25 protein-coding genes are annotated in these 20,817 nt (G+C 67.6%); 17 read left to right on the forward strand and 8 right to left on the reverse strand.

Going from position 1 to position 20,817, the window contains the following annotated elements; translation table 11 throughout:
• Nucleotides 1–4 precede the first annotated feature (4 nt).
• Nucleotides 5–1,291, reverse strand: coding sequence for a crotonyl-CoA carboxylase/reductase (gene ccrA / locus AC1DSZ_RS12740; RefSeq protein WP_476838736.1), 1,287 nt, complete (start codon nucleotides 1,289–1,291; stop codon nucleotides 5–7).
• 154 nt (nucleotides 1,292–1,445) lie between these two features.
• On the opposite strand from ccrA, the gene AC1DSZ_RS12745 reads away from it, so the two are divergent.
• The 4 genes from AC1DSZ_RS12745 (at nucleotide 1,446) to AC1DSZ_RS12760 (ending at nucleotide 4,611) form a co-directional block, all read left to right on the forward strand.
• A complete protein-coding gene (locus AC1DSZ_RS12745; RefSeq protein WP_476838737.1) occupies nucleotides 1,446–1,754 on the forward strand; it encodes a hypothetical protein in 309 nt (102 codons plus the stop codon).
• A 94-nt stretch (nucleotides 1,755–1,848) separates the two neighbouring features.
• On the forward strand, nucleotides 1,849–3,873 hold the full coding sequence (locus AC1DSZ_RS12750; RefSeq protein ID WP_476838738.1) for a methylmalonyl-CoA mutase family protein: 2,025 nt from the start codon (nucleotides 1,849–1,851) through the stop codon (nucleotides 3,871–3,873).
• Entirely contained in the window at nucleotides 3,836–4,330 is a 495-nt protein-coding gene (locus AC1DSZ_RS12755; RefSeq protein ID WP_476838739.1) for a putative toxin-antitoxin system toxin component, PIN family, read from the forward strand. Before AC1DSZ_RS12750 ends, AC1DSZ_RS12755 begins: the two co-directional genes overlap by 38 nt.
• Nucleotides 4,330–4,611 carry a toxin-antitoxin system HicB family antitoxin gene (locus AC1DSZ_RS12760; protein WP_476838740.1) on the forward strand — a complete coding sequence of 94 codons (282 nt, stop codon included), beginning with the start codon at nucleotides 4,330–4,332 and terminating at the stop codon, nucleotides 4,609–4,611. The genes AC1DSZ_RS12755 and AC1DSZ_RS12760 overlap by 1 nt, the downstream gene beginning before the upstream one ends.
• 15 nt (nucleotides 4,612–4,626) lie before the next feature.
• Here the strand turns inward: AC1DSZ_RS12760 and AC1DSZ_RS12765 are convergent, their stop codons facing one another.
• Nucleotides 4,627–5,514 (reverse strand): HpcH/HpaI aldolase/citrate lyase family protein, encoded by an 888-nt coding sequence (locus AC1DSZ_RS12765; RefSeq protein WP_476838741.1) that lies wholly within the window; start codon nucleotides 5,512–5,514, stop codon nucleotides 4,627–4,629.
• Between the two features lie 88 nt (nucleotides 5,515–5,602).
• Here AC1DSZ_RS12765 and AC1DSZ_RS12770 point away from each other — a divergent pair, with 88 nt between their 5' ends.
• Nucleotides 5,603–6,328: a DUF429 domain-containing protein gene (locus tag AC1DSZ_RS12770; protein WP_476838742.1), complete on the forward strand. Its 726-nt coding sequence runs from the start codon at nucleotides 5,603–5,605 to the stop codon at nucleotides 6,326–6,328.
• 44 nt (nucleotides 6,329–6,372) lie between these two features.
• Nucleotides 6,373–6,723 carry a hypothetical protein gene (locus AC1DSZ_RS12775; protein WP_476838743.1) on the forward strand — a complete coding sequence of 117 codons (351 nt, stop codon included), beginning with the start codon at nucleotides 6,373–6,375 and terminating at the stop codon, nucleotides 6,721–6,723.
• Nucleotides 6,724–6,896: 173 nt separating this feature from the next.
• Here AC1DSZ_RS12775 and AC1DSZ_RS12780 read toward each other — a convergent pair whose 3' ends face one another.
• Nucleotides 6,897–7,955 carry an aspartate-semialdehyde dehydrogenase gene (locus AC1DSZ_RS12780; protein ID WP_476838744.1) on the reverse strand — a complete coding sequence of 353 codons (1,059 nt, stop codon included), beginning with the start codon at nucleotides 7,953–7,955 and terminating at the stop codon, nucleotides 6,897–6,899.
• Between the two features lie 472 nt (nucleotides 7,956–8,427).
• Here AC1DSZ_RS12780 and AC1DSZ_RS12785 point away from each other — a divergent pair, with 472 nt between their 5' ends.
• From AC1DSZ_RS12785 to AC1DSZ_RS12795, 3 genes are all read left to right on the forward strand, one after another.
• Nucleotides 8,428–9,294, forward strand: a complete 867-nt coding sequence (locus AC1DSZ_RS12785; protein ID WP_476838745.1) for a hypothetical protein — start codon at nucleotides 8,428–8,430, stop codon at nucleotides 9,292–9,294.
• A gap of 68 nt (nucleotides 9,295–9,362) precedes the next feature.
• A complete protein-coding gene (locus AC1DSZ_RS12790; protein ID WP_476838746.1) occupies nucleotides 9,363–9,662 on the forward strand; it encodes a hypothetical protein in 300 nt (99 codons plus the stop codon).
• A 69-nt stretch (nucleotides 9,663–9,731) separates the two neighbouring features.
• Nucleotides 9,732–10,916, forward strand: a complete 1,185-nt coding sequence (locus tag AC1DSZ_RS12795; RefSeq protein WP_476838747.1) for a lytic murein transglycosylase — start codon at nucleotides 9,732–9,734, stop codon at nucleotides 10,914–10,916.
• Nucleotides 10,917–10,919: 3 nt separating this feature from the next.
• Here AC1DSZ_RS12795 and AC1DSZ_RS12800 read toward each other — a convergent pair whose 3' ends face one another.
• Nucleotides 10,920–11,417, reverse strand: coding sequence for a DsrE family protein (locus AC1DSZ_RS12800; RefSeq protein WP_476838748.1), 498 nt, complete (start codon nucleotides 11,415–11,417; stop codon nucleotides 10,920–10,922).
• 144 nt (nucleotides 11,418–11,561) lie between these two features.
• On the opposite strand from AC1DSZ_RS12800, the gene leuB reads away from it, so the two are divergent.
• From leuB to AC1DSZ_RS12830, 6 genes are all read left to right on the forward strand, one after another.
• Nucleotides 11,562–12,674, forward strand: a complete 1,113-nt coding sequence (leuB, locus tag AC1DSZ_RS12805) for a 3-isopropylmalate dehydrogenase (RefSeq protein ID WP_476838749.1) — start codon at nucleotides 11,562–11,564, stop codon at nucleotides 12,672–12,674.
• Nucleotides 12,675–12,785: 111 nt separating this feature from the next.
• On the forward strand, nucleotides 12,786–13,139 hold the full coding sequence (locus AC1DSZ_RS12810; protein WP_476838750.1) for a ribbon-helix-helix domain-containing protein: 354 nt from the start codon (nucleotides 12,786–12,788) through the stop codon (nucleotides 13,137–13,139).
• A 102-nt stretch (nucleotides 13,140–13,241) separates the two neighbouring features.
• The gene (locus AC1DSZ_RS12815; RefSeq protein WP_476838751.1) at nucleotides 13,242–13,661 is read left to right on the forward strand and encodes a c-type cytochrome; all 420 of its coding nucleotides are present in this window, start codon (nucleotides 13,242–13,244) and stop codon (nucleotides 13,659–13,661) included.
• 7 nt (nucleotides 13,662–13,668) lie between these two features.
• Nucleotides 13,669–14,064 carry a VOC family protein gene (locus tag AC1DSZ_RS12820; RefSeq protein ID WP_476838752.1) on the forward strand — a complete coding sequence of 132 codons (396 nt, stop codon included), beginning with the start codon at nucleotides 13,669–13,671 and terminating at the stop codon, nucleotides 14,062–14,064.
• A 53-nt stretch (nucleotides 14,065–14,117) separates the two neighbouring features.
• Nucleotides 14,118–14,660 (forward strand): Twin-arginine translocation pathway signal, encoded by a 543-nt coding sequence (locus AC1DSZ_RS12825; RefSeq protein ID WP_476838753.1) that lies wholly within the window; start codon nucleotides 14,118–14,120, stop codon nucleotides 14,658–14,660.
• Between the two features lie 21 nt (nucleotides 14,661–14,681).
• Nucleotides 14,682–16,250: a GMC family oxidoreductase gene (locus AC1DSZ_RS12830; protein WP_476838754.1), complete on the forward strand. Its 1,569-nt coding sequence runs from the start codon at nucleotides 14,682–14,684 to the stop codon at nucleotides 16,248–16,250.
• Nucleotides 16,251–16,365: 115 nt separating this feature from the next.
• On the opposite strand, the gene leuD is transcribed toward AC1DSZ_RS12830, so the two are convergent.
• The 3 genes from leuD to AC1DSZ_RS12845 form a co-directional block, all read right to left on the reverse strand.
• Nucleotides 16,366–16,971 (reverse strand): 3-isopropylmalate dehydratase small subunit, encoded by a 606-nt coding sequence (leuD, locus tag AC1DSZ_RS12835; protein ID WP_476838755.1) that lies wholly within the window; start codon nucleotides 16,969–16,971, stop codon nucleotides 16,366–16,368.
• A 91-nt stretch (nucleotides 16,972–17,062) separates the two neighbouring features.
• On the reverse strand, nucleotides 17,063–17,485 hold the full coding sequence (locus tag AC1DSZ_RS12840; RefSeq protein ID WP_476838756.1) for a metallopeptidase family protein: 423 nt from the start codon (nucleotides 17,483–17,485) through the stop codon (nucleotides 17,063–17,065).
• Between the two features lie 51 nt (nucleotides 17,486–17,536).
• Nucleotides 17,537–17,698, reverse strand: coding sequence for a hypothetical protein (locus AC1DSZ_RS12845; RefSeq protein ID WP_244644024.1), 162 nt, complete (start codon nucleotides 17,696–17,698; stop codon nucleotides 17,537–17,539).
• 239 nt (nucleotides 17,699–17,937) lie between these two features.
• On the opposite strand from AC1DSZ_RS12845, the gene AC1DSZ_RS12850 reads away from it, so the two are divergent.
• A complete protein-coding gene (locus AC1DSZ_RS12850; RefSeq protein WP_476838757.1) occupies nucleotides 17,938–18,249 on the forward strand; it encodes a hypothetical protein in 312 nt (103 codons plus the stop codon).
• A gap of 71 nt (nucleotides 18,250–18,320) precedes the next feature.
• On the opposite strand, the gene leuC is transcribed toward AC1DSZ_RS12850, so the two are convergent.
• A complete protein-coding gene (gene leuC, locus AC1DSZ_RS12855; protein WP_476838758.1) occupies nucleotides 18,321–19,724 on the reverse strand; it encodes a 3-isopropylmalate dehydratase large subunit in 1,404 nt (467 codons plus the stop codon).
• 183 nt (nucleotides 19,725–19,907) lie between these two features.
• Here leuC and AC1DSZ_RS12860 point away from each other — a divergent pair, with 183 nt between their 5' ends.
• Nucleotides 19,908–20,816: a glycosyltransferase family 2 protein gene (locus tag AC1DSZ_RS12860; RefSeq protein ID WP_476838759.1), complete on the forward strand. Its 909-nt coding sequence runs from the start codon at nucleotides 19,908–19,910 to the stop codon at nucleotides 20,814–20,816.
• Nucleotide 20,817 lies beyond the last annotated feature (1 nt).

A 20,817-nucleotide genomic window follows, 5' to 3' on the forward strand; every position in this document is an offset into this window, starting at 1 on the left:
GGTCTCAGCCCGGCTGGTTCTCGAGCACGTCGTCGAAGGACCGCAGCCCGGCCCGCTGGGCGTTCACCAGCACGGCCATGTTGCCGGGCGCATGCTGGTTCTTCCACATCTTGGTGTGCGCCATCGGGATCTTCTCCCACGGGAACACCTCGCTCATGCACGGGTCGATCCGCCGGTCGATCACGAACTGGTTCGCGGCCGTCGCCTGCTTCAGATGCGCGAAGTGCGAGCCCTGGATGCGCTTCTGCCGCATCCACACGAAGCGGGCGTCGAAGGTGAGGTTGAACCCGGTCGTCCCGGCGCAGAACACCACCATGCCGCCGCGCTTCACCACGAAGGTCGACACCGGGAAGGTCTGCTCGCCCGGATGCTCGAACACCACGTCCACGTCCTTGCGGCCCGTGATGTCCCAGATCGCCTTGCCGAATTTGCGCGCCTCGCCCATGAAGGCGTTGAACTCCGGCGAGTTCACGGTCGGCAGCTGGCCCCAGCAGTTGAAGTCCTTCCGGTTGAGCACGCCCTTGGCGCCCAGCCCCATCACGTAGTCGCGCTTGGTCTCGTCCGAGATCACCCCGATCGCGTTGGCGCCCGACGCCGCGCAAAGCTGCACGCCAAACACCCCGAGCCCGCCGGAAGCGCCCCACACCAGCACGTTGTCGCCCGGCCGGATCGTGTGCGGCGCATGGCCGAACAGCATGCGGTAGGCGGTCGCCAGCGTCAGCGTGTAGCAGGCGCTCTCCTCCCAGGTGAGATGCTGCGGCCGCTTCATCAGCTGGCGCGACTGCACCCGGCAGAACTGCGCGAAGGAGCCGTCCGGCGTCTCGTAGCCCCAGATCCGCTGCGACGACGAGAACATCGGGTCGCCGCCATTGCATTCCTCGTCGTCGCCGTCGTCCTGGTTGCAGTGGACGATCACCTCGTCGCCCACCTTCCAGCGCTTCACCTTGCGGCCCACCGCCCAGACGACGCCCGAGGCGTCCGATCCGGCGACGTGCAGCGGCTGCTTGTGGCCGTCGAAGGGCGAGATCGGCTGGCCCAGCGCCGCCCACACGCCGTTGTAGTTCACGCCCGCCGCCATCACGAGCACGAGCACCTCGTCGTCGCCGATGGTCCAGGTCGGGACGGCCTCCAGCTGCATCGCATCCTCTGGCGGGCCGTGCCGCTCGCGGCGGATCGACCAGGCCCACATCTTGGCGGGCACATGGCCGAGCGGCGGGATCTCGCCGATGTCGTACAGGTCCTTGACGGCCCGGCTCTTGGGGGCGGGCTCGGCGGTCTGGGTCTGGGCCACGGCGATCCTCCTTGGGGGAAATGTCCCGGTGATCTTACCCGTCATGCTGCACTGCGCCATAGGGCGAAGGTTTGAGGCCGCGTTGGCCCATTAACAAACGCTTTGCACGTTCAGGTTATTTTCAACCCATGCTGCACCGAACATCGCGGACAGAATGAACCTTCTTCGCACCTTCGGTTTTGGCCAGATCCCGCAGGATGCGGTGAACTGGGTCTTGTTCGGCATCCTGATGGCGAGCCTGATCGCCGCCTGGATCGTCGACAGCATCATGCAGGATCTCGGATTCGGCATTTTCGTGAATGCCGCGGTGCTGTTTTTCGGCGCGATCGCCGGCATCGTGCTCTGGAACATGTACTACATGCCGGTCACCAGCACGGACGCGACGACCATGGTCGCGGTGGCGGTCGGCTCCGCCTTTGGCGCGGTTCTCCTGGCCGGCGGCCTGCGCAGCCTCACGCACTGACGCTCAGACCTTTAGCCGGGTGGCGGCCCGCATGGCCTTGCCGCATGTTGCCGCAATGCAGCATGATGGCGAGAGCCAACCGGAGACCGCACGCATGAGCCCCGACCGCGGCCGCCCCGAGCGCGACAAGCCCTGGATCTTCCGCACCTATGCGGGCCATTCAACCGCGGCCGAGTCGAACAAGCTCTACCGAAACAATCTCGCCAAGGGCCAGACCGGCCTCTCGGTCGCGTTCGATCTCCCCACCCAGACCGGCTACGACCCGGACCACGTGCTGGCACGCGGCGAGGTCGGCAAGGTCGGCGTCTCGATCGCGCATCTGGGCGACATGCGGGCGCTGTTCAGCGACATCCCGATCGTCGAGATGAACACCTCGATGACCATCAACGCCACGGCGGCCTGGCTGCTGTCGCTGTACGTCGCGGTCGCGGACGAGCAGGGCGCGCCCCGCAAGGCCCTGCAAGGGACGACGCAAAACGACATCATCAAGGAATATTTATCGCGCGGCACCTACGTGTTCCCGCCCGCGCCCTCGATGCGGCTGGTGAAGGACATCGTGCTGTTCACCACCGCCGATCTGCCGAAGTGGAACCCCACCAATGTCTGCAGCTACCACCTGCAGGAAGCCGGCGCGACGCCGACCCAGGAGCTCGCCTACGCGCTCGCCACCGCGGTCGCGGTGCTCGACACCGTGAAGGCGGCGGGCGTCGACGACAAGACCTTCGCCGAGGTGGTCGGGCGCATCTCGTTCTTCGTCAACGCCGGCATGCGCTTCGTCACCGAGTTGTGCAAGATGCGGGCGTTCACGGAGCTCTGGGAGGAGATCACCCGCGAGCGCTACGGCGTCACGGACGAGCGCCATCGCCGCTTCCGCTACGGCGTGCAGGTGAATTCGCTCGGCCTCACCGAGCCGCAGCCGGAAAACAACGTCTACCGCATCCTCATCGAGATGCTGGCCGTGGTGTTGTCCAAGAACGCCCGGGCCCGCGCCGTGCAGCTGCCCGCCTGGAACGAGGCGCTGGGCCTGCCGCGCCCCTGGGACCAGCAATGGTCGCTGCGCATGCAGCAGGTCATGGCCTACGAGACCGACCTGCTCGAATATGGCGACATCTTCGACGGCTCGGTCGAGATCACCCGCAAGGTCGAGGAGCTCAAGGACCTCGCCCGCGCCGAGCTCGCCGCCGTAGACCGCATGGGCGGGGCCGTGGCGGCGGTGGAGAGCGGCTATCTCAAGCGCATGTTGGTAGAGTCAAACGCCCGCCGCATCGCCGGCATCGAGGGCGGCGACCAGACGGTGGTCGGCGTGAACCGCTGGCGCGAGACCGAGCCCTCGCCGCTCACCGCCGGCGAAGCCTCCGTGATGACAGTCCCCGAGCAGGTCGAGATCGAGGCCATCGGGCGCATCCGCGCCTGGCGCAGCGAGCGCGACCAGAAGGCCGCTGACGCCGCCCTGGATGCGCTGTGCTCCGCCGCGCGCGAGGGCCGCAACGTCATGGAGCCCTCCATCGCGTGCGCCAAGGCGGGCGTGACCACGGGCGAGTGGGGCGAGGCCCTGCGCGAGATCTTCGGCCAGTACCGCGCCCCCACGGGCGTCACGCCCGAAACGCGCACCTCCGACGCCCAGCGCGACGTGAGCCTGCTGGTCGCCGATCTCGCGGCCGAACTCGGCGAACAGCCCCGCATGGTGGTCGGCAAGCCCGGCCTCGATGGCCACTCCAACGGCGCCGAGCAGATCGCGCTGCGCGGCCGCGACGTCGGCTTCGAGGTCACCTACGAGGGCATCCGCCAGACGCCGGCCGAGATCGTCGCCCGCGCGCAGGAGACCGGCGCGCACGTGATCGGCCTCTCGATCCTGTCCGGCTCGCACGTGCCGCTGGTGCGCGACGTCATGGCCCGCATGCGCGCCCAGGGGCTCGGCCACATCCCGGTGGTGGTCGGCGGCATCGTGCCGCCCGAGGACGAGCTTGTGCTCAAGAACATCGGCGTCACGGCCGTCTACACGCCCAAGAACTACGTGATCGACGAGATCATGAAGGACATCGTCCGCATCGTCGCCAAGGCGCCCCGCACCGCGCCCGAGGATGACGCGCCCGCGCCCCGGCGGGCTGGGCGGCGGTGATCTGGACAGCCCCAAGTCACCGGGTTATATTGCCCGCAATATGAGAGTTGTGATCGATACGAATGTTCTGGTCACGGCTCTCCGGAGCCCAGCGGGCGCTTCGGCCGAAGTCTTGCGCTTGGCGGGAGATGGCGAATTGATCGCGTTGAGTTCGGTCGCGCTGTTTCTCGAGTACGAGGCCGTGTTGTCCCGCCCCGAGCATCTGGCCGCTTGCGATCTTTCGGTCGGAGACATTCGAGGCTTTCTCGGTGAACTCGCCCGGGTGATCCAGCCCATCGAGATTCACATGCTCTGGCGTCCGAGGGCTCGTGATCCTGATGACGACATGGTGTTGGAGGTCGCCGTAAACGGCGGAGCCGCCGTAATCGTCACGTTCAATAGTCGTGATCTGGACGTGGCGGCCCGATCCTTCGGTGTCGACGTTGTAACGCCTCGGGATCTGCTCAGGAGATTGTAATGGGAACCAAGAGCAACTTTGCCCTACGCCTGCCTGCATCCCTCAAGACCGCTCTCGAGCAAGTTGCGCGCGACGATGGAACGACCCTCAATCAGCTCATCGTGACAGCTGCGGCCGAAAAACTCGCGGCATTGAAAACGGCCGAACTCTTCCAGCAATGGTCAGAGCACGCCGATCGGAGCACGTTCGATCGCCTGTTGGACCCATCACGGGGCCACGCGCCCTCGCCGGACGACCAACTGCCGCTTGGCTACACAAGGCGAGCAGCGCGTCAGAACTAGTGTTCTGCCGCCTTTTCACACCCGCGCCGCGATCGCGTCCGCGATGGCGACGACGCGCTTGCCCATTTCGGCGTGCAGTCGCTCCACCATCTTGCCCTCGAGCTGCAGCGCGCCCTTGTCGCGGTTTTCCGGCAGGTCGAACGCCGCGATGATCTTGCGCGACCATTCCACCTCGTGGGCCGTCGGAGCGAAAACAGCGTTGGCGGGCGCGATCTGGCTGGGATGAATCAGCGTCTTGCCGTCGAAGCCGAGATCCCGCCCCTGCTCGCATTCGGCCTGCAAGCCGCTTTCATCCGTGATGCCGTTGAACACGCCGTCCAGGATGTCGAGCCCGTAGGCCCGCGCGGCCGTGACGCTCACGGACAGCCAGTGGAAAAAGGGCATGCGGTCGCCCGTGAAGCGCGCGCGCGTCTCCTTGGCGAGGTCGTTGGTGCCCATCACGAAGCAGGTGAGCCGATTGGCCGGGTCGGCCGCCGCCGCCGCGATCGCCTGGATGTTGAGGATGGCGAGCGGCGTCTCCACCATGGCCCAGAGCCGCGTATGCGCCGGCGCGCCCGCCTGGCTCATCATTGACGCGACGCGCACCACCTGTGCGGGCGACGACACCTTCGGGACCAGGATGGCGTCCGGTCCCGCCGCCGCCAACGCCTTCAGGTCGCCCTCCCCCCATGGCGTATCCAGGCCATTGATGCGACCCACCACCTCGCGGGAGCCGAAGCCCCCGGCCCGGATCGCGGCTGCGACCTGCTCGCGCGCGGTCGCTTTTGCGTCCGGCGCAACCGCGTCCTCGAGATCCAGGATCACCCCGTCGACGTCCAGCGTCCTGGCCTTCTCGAGCGCGCGGGCGTTCGAGCCCGGCATGTAGAGCACGCTGCGGCGGGGGCGGATGGCGGTCTGCGTCATGGCTCACCTGAAGGATCGTTTTCGCAGCGCAGCATAGACGCGGCCTTTTGGGCGCGCCATCGTCGGAAAGGCGGAAGCGGAGGCCGGAATGGCGCGTTGGTTGGCGGGTGTGGACGGCTGCAAAGGCGGGTGGGTCGCGGCGGTGCGGGAGCCTGGCGCAGCCGGGCCGACCATCGAGGTCTTCGCCCGTTTCGCCGAGCTTCTCGGCCGGTTGCCCGCGGACGCCATCGTGGCGGTCGACATGCCGATCGGGCTGCCGGAGCGGATCGGCCCCGGCGGCCGTGGCCCGGAAGCGCTGCTTCGGCCCCTGCTGGGCGAGCGCCAGTCCTCCGTGTTCTCAGTGCCGTCGCGGTCGGCCGTAAGCGCTCCTGATTACGGAGCGGCCTGCGCGGCCGCGCTGGCGACCTCCGAACCGCCCCGCAAGGTGTCGAAGCAGTGCTTCTTCCTGTTTCCCAAGATCCTGGAAATCGACGCCCTCTTGCGCGCCGATCCGCCGCTGCGGTCGCGGATCTTTGAAAGCCACCCCGAAGGCGCGTTCATGCGCCTGAATGGCGGCCCGCTTGGCGAGCCGAAAAAGGTGAAGTCCCAAGCTCACGGCCCGGGGCTGGAGCAGCGCCGCGCGCTGCTGGAAAGAGCCGGCCTGGCGCGATCCCTTCTGGACGCCAGGCCGCCGCGCGGGGCTGGCGCCGATGACGTTCTCGACGCTTGCGCGTGCCTGGTCACGGCCATCCGGCTGCAGCGTGGCGAGGCCCGCAGCCTGCCCGCGCAGCCAGCCTTTGACGCGCACGGCATCCCGGTCGCAATCTGGATGTAAGCCTGCGCGGCGGTTCTCGGTCGCGCGATCACCAGGGCAAGCCCGTGACCGACACTCTCCATCCAGGCTGGCCCGACCGTGACGCCCTCCGGGCGCTCGCCCGCGTCGTGGCCTATCGGCCGGCCGAGCCCACCGCCGTGCTCCCGCCCGACGACCTCGCTGTCGCCCGGCGGCTGTTGTGGGACACGCCTCCGGCGACCGCCGATGACCTGGACGCCGTGCGCCAGTGCCAGGAGCGCGTCGCCTCCATCAACCTGTGGCTCACAGGCGCGCTGCTGGCCGGCTTCGAAGCCGCGCAGGCGCCCCCCGCCCATGATTGCCCGTGGGTGAGATGGATGCTGAACCTGGAGACAGGGTCGTCGCCCTCAAGGGGCGCTGGCGAAACTCAAGTCTGACGCGGGACACTGGGGCCGTGCCGCAGCGCGCCCCCTCTCCCTGGCACAGGGAGAGGGCTGGGGTGAGGGTCTCCCCACCTCTGCAATGTGTTTTTGGACCGCCCTTACCCTGTCCCTCTCCCCTGATGGGGAGAGGGGATGCACGGGGATATTGAGCTTCCGGGAAGACCTGCTTAAGCGGCCTTGGGCTTCAGCAGCTTGCGGTTGATGATCGCCTCGGCGATCTGCACGGCGTTCAGGGCGGCGCCCTTGCGCAAATTGTCGGACACGCACCAGAACGCGAGGCCGTTCTCGACCGTCGAGTCCGTGCGGATGCGCGAGATGTAGGTCGCGTCCTCGCCGGCCGCCTCGTGCGGGGTGATGTAGCCGCCGTCTTCCTGCTTGTCGATCACCAGCACGCCGGGCGATGACCGCAGGATGTCGCGCGCCTCGTCGGCCGTGATCGGATTGGCGAACTCGACGTTCACGGCTTCCGAATGCGAGATGAACACCGGCACGCGCACGCAGGTGGCCGTCAGCTTGATCTTGGGGTCGAGGATCTTCTTGGTCTCGACGTTCATCTTCCACTCTTCCTTCGTGAACCCGTCCTCCATGAAGACGTCGATGTGCGGGATCACGTTGAAGGCGATGCGCTTGGTGAACTTCTTGGCCGCGACCTCCTGCAGGGAGTAGAGCGCCTTGGTCTGGCGATCGAGCTCCTCCATGCCGTCCTTGCCGGCGCCGGACACCGACTGGTAGGTCGACACCACAACGCGGGTGATCTTGGCCTTGTCGTGCAGGGGCTTCAGCGCCACGACGAGCTGCGCCGTGGAGCAGTTCGGGTTGGCGATGATGTTGAGCTTGTCCTTGCGGCCCATGTAGTCGGCCAGGACGTGAGCGTTGACCTCGGGCACCACCAGCGGCACGCGCTCGTCGTAGCGCCAGCAGGACGAGTTATCGATCACCAGGCAGCCCTGCGCGCCGATGCGCGGGGACCATTCCTTCGAGACCGCCGAGCCGGCCGACATCAGGCAGATGTCGGTCTTGGAGAAATCGTGGTGGTCCAGCGACTGCACCTTGAGCACGCGGTCTCCGAACGAGACCTCGTGGCCGAGGCTGCGCTGCGACGCCAGCGCGATCACCTCGGAGATCGGGAACGCCCGCTCCTCAAGGATGGAGAGCATCTCGCGGCCCACATTGCCGGTGGCCCCCACGACCGCCACGCGAAAACCTTCGGCGCCCTTCGAACTCATGATCGTGTTCCTATCGTCTTTGAGATCTCTCCCCCGGATCGAGCCCGCCTGACCGGCGGGTCCTCTTCCCCCGCCGGGGGATGATCCGGAGCGAGGACGAGCGTCAGCGTGCCGCGCCGCCTTTGGCGGCCGGCGTTTTCGTCGTCGTTTTGGACGTGACGAAGCGCATGGCGAGACGCTGTTCCGGAGGCGCAGCCCGAGGGCGCGCCGATCGCGCAGGAGAAGCACGAGCGGGGGCGTGAAGTCAATCCGTCCTTTGCCGGGCTTTGCCGCCCTTAGCCGGACTTTGCCGGACTTTACCGGACCTTGGGCCTGTCGCGTTAACGCTGTCGGTCAACCCAGCGTTGACTCTCCCCCGCGAAACCCCCGGCGCGGTAACGGCCGACTCAACAGATTGCCGACAATTGGAGGGATCGGAGCCATCGATTGGCTCAGCGCGCCCCAGAACGGGGCGACGGGATGGGGTTGCGTCATGTCCCAAGCGACGTTGTATTTTCCGGATATGGAGCGGGCCGCAGGGCCGTCGCTGGGCGATGCCGGCGTCGGCCGCGCCGCATGGGCGATCGTGCGCGCGATCGGGGTCGGCCGCGTCGCCGGCCTCGCCGGCGTGGTGGCGCTGATCGGGGGCGTGCTGCTCTGGAACCCCGATCTACCGCGCTTCGCGCGTTCGGACGACGCGCCGGCCGCGACCGCGCCGGCCGAACCGCTCAGCTGGGTGCAGGTGTCGCGCCCGATCGCGATGTTCGCGCTGGACACCACCCTCCTGCCGCGCGAGGGCCGCGCCATCGAGGCGCGCCGCCATGCGGGCGGCGGTGGGCGCGAGGAGATCCAGTCCTTCGGACGCCCCGAAACAGGGCAGCCCTTCGCCCGCATCGTCGCCTATCGCCCCGGCTCGGAAGCCTCCGCGCCGGGCTCGCTCTTTCTCGACACCGCCCGCCGCGCCGCCGAGGCCGGCTACGCGGTCACCCGCAGCGCCGTCCCGGTCCCCACCCCCACCAAGTTCGGGTCGGCGGAGACGGCGGATGTGGTGCTCTCGCGCGCGGGCGCGCAGCACGCGTGCGTGGCCTGGCGCGTGCTCGCCGACGACGCGGACCTGCGCCTCTCCGGGTGGATGTGCGGCGGCGCGGACAGGCCCGCGGACCGGGTCACGCTCTCCTGCGCGCTCGACCGCCTGGACCTCGTGGGCGCAGGCGACGACCGCGCGCTCAAGGCGTACTTCACGCGCGCCGAGCGCAACCGCCTGCCCCAGTGCGCGACCCGAGCGACGCCCGGCGGCCGGCGCGCCGGCTGGCTCGACGCGGACGCGGACGCCGCCCTGCGCCTGCGCTCGCATTCGTGATCCCGCGCCGGGACCCACGAGCCCTCGAAAATGTTGTACAATCACGAACCCAACATGCGAGGCATAAGATGTTCCGTCACGCCGCAATCCTGGGCCTCGCGGCCCTCACGGGCGCGCTCTCGGTCGTGTCCGCGGACGCGCAGACCCGCCGCCGGACCAACGAGATCACGGTCACGGGCCGGTCCTACCTGAACGCCGGCACGATGGTGAAGCCCGGCACCGGCTACCAGCTCAACTACGTCTATGTCGGCCAGGGCAATGCCACGCCGGTCTATTCCAACATCAACAGCCGGTTCGGCGGCGAGACCCTGCCGAGCCGCTGGGACCTGCCGAACTGCTGCGGCACGACGGTCAATTTCGGCCCCTGATCGCGGCTGGATGAAGAACGGGCTCCGCGCGGGATTCTGTCCCGCGCGAATACCGTTTACGATGGCGGCATGATCCTCCGAATCGCCTCCATCGCCGGCCTCCTGGTCGCCGCCGCCGCTCCCGCCGCCGCACAGGCGGATTTCGGCGGCTGCCTGTCCGGCCTGCGCTCCACGATCGTCCAGGGGGGCGTCTCGGCCGCCACCTTCGACGCGGCGACGCGCGGGCTTCAGCCCGACATGAAGGTGCTGGATTTTCTGAACGATCAGCCCGAGTTCAAGACGCCGATCTGGGACTACCTCGCCGCCCTGGTGGACGAGGAACGCGTCGCGGACGGCAAGGCCATGCTGCGCCAATGGAGCCAGGCGCTTGCGACGGCCGAGAGCCGCTACGGCGTCGACCGCCATGTCATCGTGGCCGTCTGGGGGGTGGAGTCCGACTTCGGCAAGGCCATCGGCAAGCGGCCGCTGGTCCAGTCGCTCGCGACGCTGTCCTGCTACGGTCGCCGCCAGGGCTATTTCCGCGGCGAACTCGCCTCCACGATGAAGATCCTCGACCGTGGCGACGTCGCGCCAGAGCACCTGACCGGCTCCTGGGCGGGCGCCTTTGGGCACACCCAATTCATGCCCTCCACGTTCCTGCGCCTCGCGGTCGACCTCGACGGCGACGGCCGACGCGACGTGGTGGACTCCATTCCGGACGCGCTCGGCTCCACGGCCAACTTCCTGAACAAGGCCGGCTGGGTCTCGGGCGGAACCTGGGGCTTCGAGGTCAAGCTGCCGCCGGGCTTCAACACCGGCCTGGCGGGCCGAACCAAGAAGCGCCCGATGGCCGATTGGGAGCGCCTCGGCGTGCGCCGGATCGACGGACGGGGCATGCCGGGCGGCTCGGCCGGCCTGATGATGCCGGCCGGCCCGAACGGCCCGGCGTTTCTGGTGACCAAGAACTTCGAGGCGATCTACGGCTACAACGCCGCCGAGAGCTATGCACTCGCGATCGCGCACCTGTCGGACCGCCTGAAGGGCGGCGGCCCCATCGTGACCCCTTGGCCGACCAACGATCGCGGGCTGTCGCGCGCCGAGCGGCGCGAGGTTCAGGCCATGCTCAACCGCAAGGGCTACGACGTCGGGCAGCCGGACGGCGCGATCGGCACGAAAACCCGGCAGGCCATCGCGGATTTCCAGGTCAAGAACGGCATGGACCGCAACGGCCGCGCCTCCGGGTCCGTGCTGGATGCCCTGCGGGCCGGGCGCTGAAGCTCAGAGCTTGACCAGCACGTAGCCCTTTTGCTGCAGGTCGACCACTTCGGCGACGCCCGCCGGCACCAGGTCCCTGGCGGTCGCCCCATACAGGTCCTCGACCGGATAATGCCGCCCGACCAGGGTGTTCCGGCAGATCACGAAGCGGATGCCCGCACCCCGGAGCTTGTCCACCATGCCGGAGAGCTTGCTGTTGCTGGAAGCGTCGTAGAGCAGGCTCGCGCCGTCTCCCTGCAGGATCGCAACCATGTCGAGCTTGTCCTTGCCGACCGCGTTGACGTGGTTGAGCATGGACTGCAGCCGCGCCGCATGGTCCCGGCCAAACCAGCCGCCGCCCTGCGTCACGTGGTAGACGACCTTCTGGCGCGCATAGGGCTCGTGAATGGCCGGCGGCACCACGACGGGCTCGGAGAAGAATTGCGGTGCGACGCTCGGCGCCGACGCGAGCGCCAGCAGCCCCGCGAATGCGGCTGAGCGAAGAACGATCGAGCGGTTCATTCGGTGGCTCCCGGCTGTATCGGTCACTCATACAGCCTCGTCAATTGATATTTGCTAAACATGAGAGCCGGCCTTTCGCTTGCCAAGCAACACGCCGAAACTTAAACACCGCATCAACTTTTGTTCCTCGCAGCGGGGCCGATCATGAGCAGCCACAACATTCTCCTTCTGCCGGGTGACGGCATCGGCCCCGAGGTGATGGCCGAGGTGAAAAAGGTCCTGAGCTGGCTGGGCTCGCAGGGCGCGGCCACGTTCGAGACCGAGACCGATCTGGTCGGCGGCGCCGCCTACGACGCGCACAAGGTTGCGATCACGGACGCCGCCATGGCGCGCGCCACGCAGGCGGACGCCGTGCTGTTCGGCGCCGTCGGCGGCCCCAAGTGGGACGACGTTCCCTATGAGGCGCGGCCCGAGGCCGGCCTGCTACGCCTGCGCAAGGACCTGGCTCTTTTCGCCAATCTGCGCCCGGCCATCTGCTATCCGGCGCTGGCCGACGCCTCCTCGCTGAAGCGCGAGCTCGTCGAGGGGCTGGACATCGTGATCGTGCGCGAGCTCACGGGCGGCGTGTATTTCGGCGAGCCGAAGGAAATCGTCACGCTCGAGAACGGCCAGAAGCGGGCCGTGGACACGCAGGTCTACACGACGTCCGAGATCGAGCGCATCGGCCGGGTCGCGTTCGAGCTGGCGCGCAAGCGCCGCAACAAGGTGACGTCGTCCGAGAAGCGCAACGTCATGAAGTCCGGCGTGCTCTGGAACCAGGTCGTCACCGCCCTGCACAAGGCCGAATACGCCGACGTGCAGCTCGAGCACCAGCTCGCCGACTCGCTGGCCATGCAGCTCGTCCGCAACCCCAAGCAGTTCGACGTCATCGTCACCGACAATCTGTTCGGCGACATCCTGTCCGACATCGCCGCCATGCTGACCGGCTCGCTGGGCATGCTGCCGTCCGCGTCGCTGGGCGCCGAAGACCCGGCCACCGGCAAGCGCAAGGCGCTCTACGAGCCCGTGCACGGCTCGGCCCCGGACATCGCCGGCAAGGGCATGGCGAACCCCATCGCGATGATGGGCTCGCTCGCAATGGCGCTGCGCTACTCCTTCGGCCTGCTGGAAGCCGCCGACATGGTGGAGAGCGCCATTTCCAACGTGCTGGCGAGCGGCCTGCGCACCGGCGACATCGCCGCCAAGGGTCAGAACGCCGTGTCGACCAGCGAGATGGGCGACGCCATCCTCAAGGAAATGCAGCGCCTCGCCGGCTGAAAAAGGGGCGGCGTCGCATGCGGCGCCGTCTTCCATAGACAAACATCAACGCAAGGCGTTTCATGTCGCCCAAGAGCCGCGCGCTGACGCGGCGCACGGGGAGAAGCGCACATGTGCCGGATGTTCGCGAGCCTGCCTGCCGAGCAGTACGCCTACCAGACCCGATCGGTCCGCCTGGGCGGCCACGCCACCTCGATCCGCCTCGAAGCTGCGTTCTGGACCATTCTGGACGAGATCGCGGCGCGCCAGGACGTGAGCCTCGGCAAGTTTCTCACCAAGCTGCACGACGAGGTGCTGGAGTTTCGCGGCGAGCCGAACAACTTCACCTCGCTGCTGCGCTGCGCCTGCCTGACCTATGTGGCGGACATTCGCGGCGAAGCCTCGGCCGAAGCCGAGTTGAGGCGCCAGGCCGCCCGCGACTTCATGGGCCATTTCGCTGGTCCCGCCGCCATCGCGGCCGAATAATCGTCACGTAGTATCGCGCTACTACCTGCCCGCCTCTTCCCGGCCCTAGCCTTCAGCCCATGAGCCGCCCGCCTCCAGAAGCGGCCATGGGGAGAACGCTTCTTGACTACACCGGCCCTTGCGTCGCGTCCGCCGTTTCGTCGTCCGGTCCTGCTCGTCGCGCTGGCGGCGCTCGGGCTCTGCGCGGTCCCGTCCTTCGCGCAGGATGCGAACCCCGAAGCCGCCAAGCAGCAATTCCTGACCAGCTGTGGCGTCTGCCATGCGGCCGAGCCCGGAGCTCCGCCCCGGCAGGGCCCGAACCTGCACGGCGTCTTCGGTCGTAAATCCGCGAGCCTTCCCGGATTCGCCTATTCGGACGCGCTCAAGACGGCCGAAATCACGTGGGACGAGGCGACGCTCGACCCGTGGATCGCCAACGCCCAGGCGGTCCGTCCCGGCACGATCATGAACTACCGCCAGGCCGACCCGGCCAAGCGCAAACTGATCATCGCCTATCTGAAGAGCCTTTCGGCGAAACCCTGAGGAGACCATGGCCAAGGCCATCCATTCCATGATCCGCGTGCTGGACGAAACCCGTTCGGTCGCTTTCTACCGCGCCGCCTTCGGGTTGGAGATCGCCGACCGTTTCGCCTTCGAGGGCTTCACGCTGGTGTATCTGCGTAGCGCCGACGCCGACTTCGAGCTCGAGCTGACCATCAACCACGACCGGCGCGAGCCTTACGCGCTGGGCGATGGCTATGGCCACATCGCGTTCGCGGTGAATGACCTCGACGGCGAGCACGCCCGCTTCACGCGCGAGGGGCTCTCGCCCAATCCCATCAAGGAGTTCTTCCGCGAAGGCGCGCTCCTGGCGCGCTTCTTCTTCGTGCAGGACCCCGACGGCTACAAGATCGAGGTTTTGCAGGCGCACGGACGCTACCGCTGAACCTCGACCGCACATGACGACCGGGACAACCCGGCGCACCCAAGGAGGAAACGATGCAAGACCAGCATATCCATGATCCCGACCAGCCCGCGGACCCGGGCCGACGCGCATTTCTGGCGAGCGGCGCGGCCATCGTGGTTTCTGGCGCGGCCCTGGTTCACGGCGGCGAGGCCTGGGGGCTGGAGGTGAAGAACCTCAAGCCTGAAACCATGCAGACGCTGATCCGCATGGCGCGCGACGTCTACCCGCATGATCGCCTGCCCGACCGCTTCTACGCCGTCGCCGTGAAGGGCTACGACGACAAGGCGGGATCAGATCCCGCCACTAAGAAGCTGATCGAGGACGGCGTCACGTCCCTCAACGCCGCCGCCAAGAAGAAGCACGGGGTTCCGTACGCCCAGGTCGGCTGGGAGGCGCAGCGCGTCGCTCTGCTGAAGGGCGTCCAGACGACCAAGTTCTTCCAGACCGTGCGCGGCAACCTGGTGGTGGGCCTCTACAACCAGAAAGAGGTCTGGCCCCTGTTTGGCTACGAGGGCGATAGCGCCAGCAAGGGCGGCTACATCAACCGCGGCTTCAACGACATCACGTGGCTCTGACGGGCAGGGGGATTTAGGATCATGGCTACGTTCGATCTGAACGACGACACCGTCGTGGTTGTCGTCGGCTCCGGCGCCGGCGGCGGAACGCTCGCGACGGAACTCGCCCTGAAGGGCGTCAAGGTGGTGTGCCTGGAAGCCGGCAAGCGCCACGAGATCGAGGACTTCGTCAATGACGAGTGGGCCTCCTTCGCGCAGCTCGCCTGGACGGACAATCGCACGACCTCCGGCTCCTGGCGGGTCGCCAAGGACTTCGCCAACCTGCCGGCCTGGATCGTCAAGGCGGTCGGCGGCTCCACGGTGCACTGGGCCGGCGCCTCGCTGCGCTTTCAGGAGCACGAATTCCGGACGAAGAGCGTCTACGGCGACGTGAAGGGCGCCAATCTGCTCGACTGGCCGGTGACGCTCGCCGAGATGGAGCCCTGGTACACGAAGGCCGAGGACCGCATGGGCGTGACCCGCACCAACGGGATCGCCGGGCTGCCGGGCAACAACAACTTCAAGGTGCTGGAAGCCGGCGCCCGCAAGACCGGCTACAAGGAGGTCCACACCGGCAACATGGCCATCAACTCGGCCGCGCGCGACGGCCGCGGCTCCTGCCAGCAGATCGGCTTCTGCTTCCAGGGCTGCAAGTCCGGCGCGAAATGGTCGACGCTTTACGCCGAGTTGCCCAAGGGCGAGGCGACCGGCAAGCTGGAGGTGCGGCCCGAGAGCTATGTGGTCCGCATCGAGCACGACGCCTCCGGCAAGGTGAGCGCCGTGGTCTATCATGACGCCAAGGGCCAGATGCAGCGCCAGAAGGCCCGCATCGTGGCGGTGGCGGGCAACTCCATCGAGAGCCCGCGGCTGTTGCTCAATTCCGAGAGCAGCAAATACCCGAACGGACTTGCCAACTCGTCCGGCCAGGTCGGCAAGAACTACATGCGGCACATGACCGGCTCGGTCTACGGCGTCTTCGAAAAGCCGGTCCGCATGTGGCGTGGCACCACCATGGCGGGCATTGTTCGCGACGAGGCGATCCATGATCCCAAGCGCGGCTTCGTGGGCGGCTACGAACTCGAGACCCTCTCGTTGGGCCTGCCCTTCATGGCGGCCTTCCTGGATCCGGGCTCATGGGGCCGCGAGTTCACGACGGCGCTCGACAGCTACGAGAACATGGCGGGCCTGTGGATCGTCGGCGAGGACATGCCCCAGGAAAAGAACGGCGTGACGCTGGACAAGACCGCCAAGGACAAGTTTGGCATGCCGGTGGCCAACGTCTATTTCGACGACCATCCCAACGACGTCGCCATGCGCAACCACGCCTACGGCAAGGGCACGGCCATCTACGAGGCGGTTGGTGCCACCCGCACCTTTCCGACCACCCCCTATCCGTCGACGCATAATCTCGGCACCAACCGCATGTCCGAGAAGCCGCGCGACGGCGTCGTCAACAAGTACGGGCAGGCTCACGACATCAAGAACCTGTTCGTGTCGGACGGCTCGCAGTTCACCACGGGCGGCGCCGAGAACCCGACCCTCACGATCGTGGCGCTGGCGCTGCGGCAGGCCGACTACATCGCCGGCCAGATGGCGAAGAACATCGTGTAAGGCGACCGGAACGCGCCGGCCGTCCGACACCGGCGGGCGCGATCGTTGCTGACTCAACAAAAAAACCCCGCCGGGCGCACCGGCGGGGTTTTTGCAGTTCCTACGCCCGAGGCGCTCAGAGCCAGGGCTGGCTGGCCGTCTTGGTTTTCTCGTAGGTGTCGATCGAGGCGGCTTTTTCCATCGTGAGGCCGATGTCGTCGAGGCCGTTCAGCAGGCAGTGCTTGCGGAAGGGGTCGATGTCGAACTTCACCACGCCGCCGTCCGGCCCGCGGATTTCCTGGGACTCGAGATCCACCGTCAGGGTCGCGTTGGCGCCGCGCTTGGCGTCGTCGAACAGCTTGTCCAGGTCTTCCTGGCTGACCGTGATCGGCAGGATGCCGTTCTTGAAGCAGTTGTTGTAGAAAATGTCCGCGAAGCTGGTCGAGATCACGCAGCGGATGCCGAAGTCCAGCAGCGCCCAGGGAGCGTGCTCGCGCGACGAGCCGCAGCCGAAATTGTCGCCCGCCACCAGGATCTGCGCCTTGCGGTAGGCCGGCTGGTTCAGCACGAAATCGGGGTTTTCCGTCCCGTCTTCCTTCAGCTTCATCTCGGCGAAGAGGCCCGCGCCGAGCCCCGTGCGCTTAATGGTCTTCAGGTACTGCTTCGGGATGATCATGTCGGTGTCGACATTCATGATCTCGAGCGGGGCGGCGACGCCGGTGAGCGTGGTGAAGGGCTGCATGGTGTCGATCTCTCGCGAGCGTTGGCGCGGTGTCAGCGGGTTCTAAACCAATTGCCCGGCTGGGGGAAACCGCTTTCTGGGAGCATGCGGGTCACTCCGCCGCCGCCTCTAGCCCGTACATGTCGTCGTCACTCAGCCCGAAATGGTGCCCGATCTCGTGCACCAGCACGTGGGTGACGAGGTGGCCCAGCGTTTCGTCGTGCTCGGCCCAGTAGTCGAGCAGCGGCCGGCGATAGAGCCAGACCATGTTGGGAAACTGCCCCGTCTGCAGCGTCGCGCCTGCCTGCGCGAGGCCGACGCCGCGAAACAGGCCGAGCAGGTCGAACTCCGTCTCGCACTGCATCTCGGTCAGGGTTTCCTCATCCGGGAAATCGTCGACCTTGATCACCACGCCCTCGCACAGCGCCCGGAACTCCGCCGGCAGGCGAGCGAAGGCCTCGGCGGCGAGCTTTTCGATGTCGGCGAGCGTCGGGGCCGCGAGGGCCGACCAGTCTAGGGAAGCGGTGGACGTCATGTGGGGTCTCGCGGCGGGTTCAGCCGCAGATGGCGGTTGCGGCCCGTTCCGTCAACGCCCGAACGCGCCCGTGAGGTCGCCCAGCAGGTAGAGCACGAACAAGAGCGCCAGCGCGCGGGCGATGCGCTTGCCCCAGACCTCGACGCGGTCCTCCGCCGGAGCATCCGCGGCGCCGAAGTGGCGGGCCGCCCGCGCCATCGCGGAACTCAGCACAGTGCCGCTCTCCGATTGAGCACGGTCGAGGATCTCCTGCGATTCCCGGCGTCGTTCCTCGTCCGTGCGTCTGCGCTCGCCCGCCAATTTTCGACCCCGTTTCGCGCCCGAAAGCGCCCAAACCGACGTTCATGAATCTAAACGGCGGCTGAACGGCCCATTGCAGCTTCATTCAGCCTGGAGTTGCAACTCTACGCCTACGCCGAGGGGCACGGCCTCACATGAGGAGAAGAGATAACATGTTTTCACCCCGTTCACTTGCGATCCAGGTCCTGGCGGCCGGCGCTCTGACGCTCGGCGGCCTGGCCGGCGCCCAGGCGGCGCCGCTTCCCCCGGTCGCGGCCGCGCCCGTCCAGCAGGACGGCCTCACCACCACGGTCCAGTGGGGCCCCGGCTACGGCTACTACGGCCCGCGTCGGCACTACTGGGGCGGCGGCCCGCGCTACCGGCCCTACTACGCCCGCCCGTATTGGGGCGGCCCGCGCTGCCGCGTCGTCCGCCGCTGGGACCCCTACTGGGGCGGCTGGCGCACCACCCGCCGCTGCTGGTGAGCGCGCTCGCCTGAAACACGAAAGCCCGGGCTCACGCCCGGGCTTTTTACGTGAACGGTCTCAAACCCGCGTCAGCGCCACTCGCGGATGTCGACGAAATGGCCCGCGATGGCGGCGGCCGCCGCCATGATGGGCGACACCAAATGGGTGCGGCCCTTGAAGCCCTGCCGGCCCTCGAAGTTGCGGTTGGACGTCGACGCGCAGCGCTCGCCCGGCGCGAGCTTGTCGGCGTTCATGGCCAGGCACATGGAGCAGCCCGGCTCGCGCCAGTCGAAGCCCGCGGCCTTGAAGATCTTGTCCAGGCCTTCTTCCTCGGCCTGCATCTTCACAAGGCCGGAGCCCGGGACGATCATCGCGTTGACGCTGGCCGCGACCGTGCGGCCCTCGACGATCTTGGCCACGGCCCGCAGATCCTCGATGCGGCCGTTGGTGCAGGAGCCGATGAACACCCGGTCGAGCCGGATGTCCTGCATGCGCTCGCCGCCCTTGAGGCCCATATAGTCCAGCGCGCGCGTGATGGCGGCCTTCTTTTGCTCGGACGGGGCGTCATCCGGCCGCGGCACCGTGCCGGTGATCGACACGACGTCCTCCGGGCTCGTCCCCCAGGTGACGATCGGCGGCAGGCTGGCGGCGTCGAGCCGGATCTCGCGGTCGAAATGCGCGCCCTCGTCGGTGACCAGCGTGCGCCAGTAGTCAACCGCCATGTCCCAGGCCATGCCCTTGGGGGCCTTGGGCTTGTCCTTGAGATACGCGAAGGTCTTCTCGTCGGGGGCGATCAGGCCCGCGCGGGCGCCGCCCTCGATGGTCATGTTGCAGACCGTCATGCGGCCTTCCATCGACAGCGAGCGGATCGCCTCGCCGGCGTATTCGATGACGCTGCCGGTGCCGCCAGCCGTGCCGATCTCGCCGATGATGGCCAGGATGATGTCCTTGGCGGTGACGCCGGGCGGCAGCTGGCCGTCCACGGTCACGCGCATGTTCTTGGCCTTCTTCTGGATCAGCGTCTGCGTGGCGAGCACGTGCTCGACCTCGCTGGTGCCGATGCCGTGGGCCAGCGCCCCGAAGGCGCCGTGCGTCGAAGTGTGGCTGTCGCCGCACACGATGGTGGTGCCCGGCAGCGTGAAGCCCTGCTCCGGCCCGATGATGTGGACGATGCCCTGGCGCTGGTCGAGCTCGTCGTAATACTCGATGCCGAAGTCGCGGGCGTTCTCGGCGAGCGTCTGCACCTGGATGCGCGACTCGGGATCGTCGATGCCGTGCCGGCGATCGGAGGTCGGGACGTTGTGGTCCACCACCGCCAGCGTCTTTTGCGGCGCCCGAACCTTGCGGCCGGTGACGCGCAGCCCCTCGAAGGCCTGCGGGCTCGTGACCTCATGCACGAGGTGACGGTCGATATAGAGCAGGCAGGTTCCGTCGGGCTGCTGGTTGACGACGTGGTCGTCCCAGATCTTGTCGTACAAGGTGCGCGCGGCCATGGCTCTGCCTCAGTGCGGGGTGGCGTTTTCCGGGTCTCATTTACCCAAGCTGGGCCTCGAAGGGAAGCGCCGAGGCATGTGCGGTGCGCGCGGCGTGCGGCGCGCGTCTAAGGCAAAATTAAGCGGGCCGTGGTTCGGTGGCGGCTGACCGGGACCTTTAGGACACCGGGCCGGAGATCCCGCATGGCGCCTTTGTTCTCGCTCGTGATGTGCACGCTCGGCGATCGGCCCGAGATGGACCGGTTCCTGGCCGCGCTCGCGCGCTCGACCTGCCGCGACTACGAGCTCATCGTGGTCGCACAGGGCAGCGAAGCCGTGATCGAGGCCGTCGCCCACAAGGTGAAGTCCTGGCCGGGCCTCGAAGAGATCGTGATCCGCACCAGCCCCAAGGGCCTGTCGCGCGCCCGCAATGTCGGCCTCGCGGCCGCGCGGGGCCGCTATGTGGCGTTTCCGGACGATGACTGCTGGTATCCTGAAGACTTCCTGGCGCGCGTGGCGACCGAGTTCGAGGCTGATCCGGCCCTGATGCTGCTCAGCGGCAAGGCGGTCGACGCCGACGGCGTGTCGTCCAGCACCACTTATGCGCCGGAGCGCAGCGTGATGCAGAAGCGCACGGCCTTCCGCCAGGGCATCTCCACCGCGATGGCGATGCGCCGCAGCGGCCCCTATGCGGCGCTGCGCTTCGACGAGGCGCTCGGCGTCGGGTCGGGCACGCCGTTCGGGTCGGGCGAGGAGACCGATTTCCTGCTGCGAGGGCTGGAACTCGGCGGCCGCGGGCTGTTCGACCCCAGCCTGCATGTCGGGCACGAGCAGCACGTGGTTGTCCCATCGCCTGGCTATTTCGAGCGGCGGCGCTCCTATGCGCGCGGCTACGGCCTGGTGCTGCGGCGGCACCGTTTCTCGCCCCTGTTCGTGGCGCTGAACTTCGCCAAGACGGCCTGTGGCTGCGCCTATTATGCGCTGCGGGGCGACATCGCGACCGCGACCGCCAAGTACAACTGGGTGCGCGGCGCGATTGAGGGCTATGTGGCGGCTGGACGTCAGCCGGAGGGCGCGCCCGTTCTCGCGGTTCCGGGCGCGCCGCAGGCCTGAG

It is taken from the genome of Alsobacter sp. P4_H11 (assembly GCF_056400925.1).

Excerpts from the sequence above, each read along its gene's own strand:
- AC1DSZ_RS12745 (WP_476838737.1), top strand. The coding sequence starts at position 1,446 with ATGAACCTTCTTCGCACCTTCGGTTTTGGCCAGATCCCGCAGGATGCG.
- AC1DSZ_RS12750 (WP_476838738.1), top strand. The coding sequence starts at position 1,849 with ATGAGCCCCGACCGCGGCCGCCCCGAGCGCGACAAGCCCTGGATCTTC.
- AC1DSZ_RS12755 (WP_476838739.1), top strand. The coding sequence starts at position 3,836 with ATGACGCGCCCGCGCCCCGGCGGGCTGGGCGGCGGTGATCTGGACAGC.
- AC1DSZ_RS12760 (WP_476838740.1), top strand. The coding sequence starts at position 4,330 with ATGGGAACCAAGAGCAACTTTGCCCTACGCCTGCCTGCATCCCTCAAG.
- AC1DSZ_RS12765 (WP_476838741.1), bottom strand. The coding sequence starts at position 5,514 with ATGACGCAGACCGCCATCCGCCCCCGCCGCAGCGTGCTCTACATGCCG.
- AC1DSZ_RS12770 (WP_476838742.1), top strand. The coding sequence starts at position 5,603 with ATGGCGCGTTGGTTGGCGGGTGTGGACGGCTGCAAAGGCGGGTGGGTC.
- AC1DSZ_RS12780 (WP_476838744.1), bottom strand. The coding sequence starts at position 7,955 with ATGAGTTCGAAGGGCGCCGAAGGTTTTCGCGTGGCGGTCGTGGGGGCC.
- AC1DSZ_RS12785 (WP_476838745.1), top strand. The coding sequence starts at position 8,428 with ATGTCCCAAGCGACGTTGTATTTTCCGGATATGGAGCGGGCCGCAGGG.
- AC1DSZ_RS12790 (WP_476838746.1), top strand. The coding sequence starts at position 9,363 with ATGTTCCGTCACGCCGCAATCCTGGGCCTCGCGGCCCTCACGGGCGCG.
- AC1DSZ_RS12795 (WP_476838747.1), top strand. The coding sequence starts at position 9,732 with ATGATCCTCCGAATCGCCTCCATCGCCGGCCTCCTGGTCGCCGCCGCC.
- AC1DSZ_RS12800 (WP_476838748.1), bottom strand. The coding sequence starts at position 11,417 with ATGAACCGCTCGATCGTTCTTCGCTCAGCCGCATTCGCGGGGCTGCTG.
- leuB (WP_476838749.1), top strand. The coding sequence starts at position 11,562 with ATGAGCAGCCACAACATTCTCCTTCTGCCGGGTGACGGCATCGGCCCC.
- AC1DSZ_RS12810 (WP_476838750.1), top strand. The coding sequence starts at position 12,786 with ATGTGCCGGATGTTCGCGAGCCTGCCTGCCGAGCAGTACGCCTACCAG.
- AC1DSZ_RS12820 (WP_476838752.1), top strand. The coding sequence starts at position 13,669 with ATGGCCAAGGCCATCCATTCCATGATCCGCGTGCTGGACGAAACCCGT.
- AC1DSZ_RS12825 (WP_476838753.1), top strand. The coding sequence starts at position 14,118 with ATGCAAGACCAGCATATCCATGATCCCGACCAGCCCGCGGACCCGGGC.
- AC1DSZ_RS12830 (WP_476838754.1), top strand. The coding sequence starts at position 14,682 with ATGGCTACGTTCGATCTGAACGACGACACCGTCGTGGTTGTCGTCGGC.
- leuD (WP_476838755.1), bottom strand. The coding sequence starts at position 16,971 with ATGCAGCCCTTCACCACGCTCACCGGCGTCGCCGCCCCGCTCGAGATC.
- AC1DSZ_RS12840 (WP_476838756.1), bottom strand. The coding sequence starts at position 17,485 with ATGACGTCCACCGCTTCCCTAGACTGGTCGGCCCTCGCGGCCCCGACG.
- AC1DSZ_RS12850 (WP_476838757.1), top strand. The coding sequence starts at position 17,938 with ATGTTTTCACCCCGTTCACTTGCGATCCAGGTCCTGGCGGCCGGCGCT.
- leuC (WP_476838758.1), bottom strand. The coding sequence starts at position 19,724 with ATGGCCGCGCGCACCTTGTACGACAAGATCTGGGACGACCACGTCGTC.
- AC1DSZ_RS12860 (WP_476838759.1), top strand. The coding sequence starts at position 19,908 with ATGGCGCCTTTGTTCTCGCTCGTGATGTGCACGCTCGGCGATCGGCCC.